This is a genomic window from Nostoc sp. UIC 10607 (assembly GCF_047228265.1).
GTDB classification, from domain to species: domain Bacteria; phylum Cyanobacteriota; class Cyanobacteriia; order Cyanobacteriales; family Nostocaceae; genus Nostoc; species Nostoc foliaceum_A.
The window spans coordinates 1-3,856 of record NZ_JBIQNW010000148.1; the positions used below are offsets into that span (position 1 = coordinate 1).

The following is a 3,856-nucleotide window of genomic DNA, read 5'->3' on the forward strand; positions in this document are numbered from 1 at the left end:
TTCTTTTCCTCGTACCCCTGTTGATGAATTTTACTGTTATAACTCCTCCTAACTGTAAAAAACCTACACTTGTCAGACCCTAACCCTCCCCTTGTCAAGGGGAGGGAACAAATTTCCTGTTTCCCCCCTTGACAAGGGGGGATTAAGGGGGGTAAAACGTCTGTGGGACATGCATTTGAGCTTAAGTTTACACCAATGGGTAGTGCCGTGCCCCTACACCTAGCGATATAATGTTATACCGTATCTGAGTGGGAACTATAACAATTCAAAAGTAAAAGTCAAGCAAAAAAGTTAAACTTCAATTTTTATCATTCCCCGTAATTATTGCCAGTTACCTTACCTCGAAAAACAATATACTGGTAAAGGTTGTAGAACAACATCACGGGGATGAGAAAGCCAATAAAGATAAGCATGATTACTAAGGAACTAGGATCAGCTGCTGCCTCATAGATATTGATTTTATTGGGAATGATGTAAGGGAAGACAATTAATCCTAACCCAATAAACGACAATCCAAACAGTAGAATTGTCCAGACAAAAGGTGCTCTTTCTTCTTTGCGGTTGAGACTCTGTAAAAGTTGCCAAATCAGAACGACTCCCAGCACGGGTATGATGGCAAAGATATAAACTAGAGGCTGTTGAAACAAGCGTAACCTAGCATTTTCATAAATTATTGGTGTTGTAATTGTAATTAAAATTGCGCCGATTAGTGTCGTCCAAGCAGCAATTTTGGCAGTTTTATAGTGAGTTTCTTGCAATTCCCCTGTCGTTTTCCAAATAAGATAGGTGGAGCCAATCAGTACATATCCTTGAATCAATGTCAAAGCTACCAGCACCGATGGAAGGCTCAACCAATCCCAAGTTGTACCAATAAAGTGCCCCGCCTCATCAACATTAATACCCTTCAGCACAGCACCAAGAGCGAAACCTTGACCAAGTGCGGCGCTAAAACTCCCGGCACCAAAGGCGAAATTCCAAAATAATTTGCGGTTTGCTTGTTCACGAAACTCAAATGCTACACCACGAAAGATAAACCCAAACACCATTACGAAAATTGGAATGTATAAAGCATTTAAAATCGTGCCATATGCTAGTGGAAATGCGCCAAACAGACCTCCAGCCATGAGAACTAACCAAGTTTCATTAGCATCCCAAATGTTACTTAAGCTAGTCATTAAGATGCCGCGGCGTTCATCATCGGAAGAAGTAAGAGATAATATCCCCACCCCTAAGTCAAATCCATCTAGCATCACGTAGAGGAATAGAAAAAGAGCTAAAATGATAAACCATACTTGGGGGAGAAGATAGTTTAGCGTCTCCATAAAATATCCTATGCTGCTCCATATTTAATTTGCAGTCAATTAGTCAAAATCCCTTTCCAAATAGATTTTATTGATTTGGAATTTTGAATTAGTCATTGTTGTGCTTCTACAGGGCGTTCATCTGGAACGAACTCTCCAGGGGTTGTATCTACTGCTGGTTTAGTGATTTCCACACCTGGTACTGGCAAGTCTAGATTTGGGCCTTTCCGAATAATGCGGCTGCCAAAGTACAAAACCGCAATAAATAAAAAGCTGTAAACTGTAGCAAAGCCAGTTAGTGAAACTAAGACATTACTAGCGGGTAGACGAGAAGCCGCATCTGCTGTGCGGATTTGCCCGTAAAGCGTCCACGGCTGTCTTCCTACACAGCGGACAATCCAGCCTGACTCTACGGCGATGTATCCTAGAGGAGCTGCGAACATCCAAGCCCGCATCAACCAACGCTGTTGAGTAATATTTTCGGCTGAGAGTTTACCGCGCAACCATTGCAGCGTACTCAATAACACTAATCCGGCTAAGAAAAAGCCAATGGCAATCATGACGCGGAAAGCGTAGTAAATCAAACCCACCATATGAGGACGATCCTCTGGTTTCCACTCCTTCAAGCCGTGTACTGGTTCGGAAAGATTCTTTTTGAATTCCAGAATATATCCCAGCGCATTCGGAACAGTGATTTCCCAGTCATTTTTTTGCGCCTTTTCGTTAGGTATAGCTACAAGACTCCAATCAGCAGGCTGTCCCGCAGGTGAAGATTCCCACTGTGCTTCCATTGCTGCAAGTTTTGTGGGTTGATAGTGATAAACTTGTTCGCCGCTCAAATGCCCAATGTATATTTGTAATGGGGCAACTGCAATAGCCGCTGCTAAAGCAATTTTCAAAGAGTACGAAAAGAAAGCTGGATGGCGTTCTTTGAGAATATACCAAGCACTAATTCCACCAATGACAAATAGTGAAGTCTCCAGTGTGGCAAAGAACATATGCATCACACTGTTGACCATGAAGGGATTTAAAATTGCTTGAAAGTAATCGTGGACAATAAATTTTCCATTAACCATTTCCCCACCCGATGGGGTTTGCATCCAGGAATTTGCTGTCAAAATCCACAGGGTTGATAGGTTCGCGCCAACGGCAACTAAAATTGTTGAAAGATAGTGAATAGTGGGATTAACGCGTTCCCAACCAAATAACATAATGCCTAAAAAAGCAGCTTCCAGCATGAATGCCCAAGAGGCTTCAAACCCAATAACGCTGCCAAAAAAGTTACCTACTGCTTCCGAGAAAGGTGCCCAATTAGTGCCAAACTGAAATTCCATTGGGATACCCGTTGCTACACCAATCCCAAAGTTCAGGATGTAGAACTTAGACCAAAAACGGGCATGGAGATAGTAGTCTGGATTACGAGTCTTTAGCCATAGCCCCTCGATAATGACCAAATAAATCCCCATCCCTGTAGTCAGGACGGGCCAAAGTATATGGAATATCGCAGTCAGTGCAAATTGCATCCGTGATAGCACAACTGAATTGGATAAAAATTCCATGCCTATATTCCTCTATTGAAACTCACTCTTATTTGTTTCTCTGAGTTCAAATTCAACAGCCCAAAATCTTTAGATGGAGATTCTAATGCCATCCAATTTTCTTTATTCACTATTGAATATTAATTATTGACAATTCGTGAATAATATTCTAGCGATCGCAGTTTCCAAAAACTTCATTATCATAGTCAAATGGAAAGACTAATTTCGTAGATTTTCTCTTTATTAAACTTTATTAGAGAGGAAAGCATCTCTCTATAGATAGGGAAAGTTTTCTAAATTGTGAGTGAATTAGTAATATATGTCAAAAGACAAGAGGTCAAAGTTAGCATAAAAAACATAAGGTGACACTAATGTACATCTATCCGACTTCTCCAATAAGTTGGGGAGCTATGATTTAGGGCTGATATGGCCGATTCATGTCAGCTTTAAAGCTCCTTTTCCGCAGAAGTTGACAGGGGCTAGAGAATCTATATTACAAAGGCAGAAATTAATCAATCCATTCAAGTGATCAAGGTTGATCGACTTTTAAAAATTTTAAAAATATTTATTGCCATTTGTTTAACTTTGATATGCATTATTAATTTGATTAACTTTCAAAAACCAGATAATAAGCTGGTACTAAAACAGAGGTGTTTTTCACAACAATCCCTAATAGGGATTTTGATGAATTGCAAAGGGAGAAGGGCATACATTACTACTACTACCGTGTTTCAATCCCTAATAGGGATTTTGATGAATTGCAAATAAGTACACTCTTCGCCATCTACTAGAAACTTTTGTTTCAATCCCTAATAGGGATTTTGATGAATTGCAAATATTTAGCTTTATTTGTTACAACTATTTTATTTTTGTTTCAATCCCTAATAGGGATTTTGATGAATTGCAAGTTTTTAGGTAATCACCATAAAAAGTGATCTCAGGTTGGGTCGATGGAGGGTATTATCCCTCGCACCTCCCATTTCAATCTGGACGTGCATCTTTCGGTGCATCCAGCTT

2 protein-coding genes are annotated in these 3,856 nt (G+C 40.1%); both read right to left on the bottom strand.

Features of this window, described 5'->3' with window-relative positions:
• Window positions 1–308: 308 nt before the first annotated feature.
• Window positions 309–1,322 carry a cytochrome d ubiquinol oxidase subunit II gene (gene cydB / locus ACEYW6_RS35810; protein WP_412983546.1) on the bottom strand — a complete coding sequence of 338 codons (1,014 nt, stop codon included), beginning with the start codon at window positions 1,320–1,322 and terminating at the stop codon, window positions 309–311.
• A 92-nt stretch (window positions 1,323–1,414) separates the two neighbouring features.
• Complete coding sequence (locus ACEYW6_RS35815; protein ID WP_412983547.1) at window positions 1,415–2,860, bottom strand: cytochrome ubiquinol oxidase subunit I; 1,446 nt, start codon at window positions 2,858–2,860, stop codon at window positions 1,415–1,417.
• Window positions 2,861–3,856 lie beyond the last annotated feature (996 nt).

Excerpts from the sequence above, each read along its gene's own strand:
- cydB (WP_412983546.1), bottom strand. The coding sequence starts at position 1,322 with ATGGAGACGCTAAACTATCTTCTCCCCCAAGTATGGTTTATCATTTTA.
- ACEYW6_RS35815 (WP_412983547.1), bottom strand. The coding sequence starts at position 2,860 with ATGGAATTTTTATCCAATTCAGTTGTGCTATCACGGATGCAATTTGCA.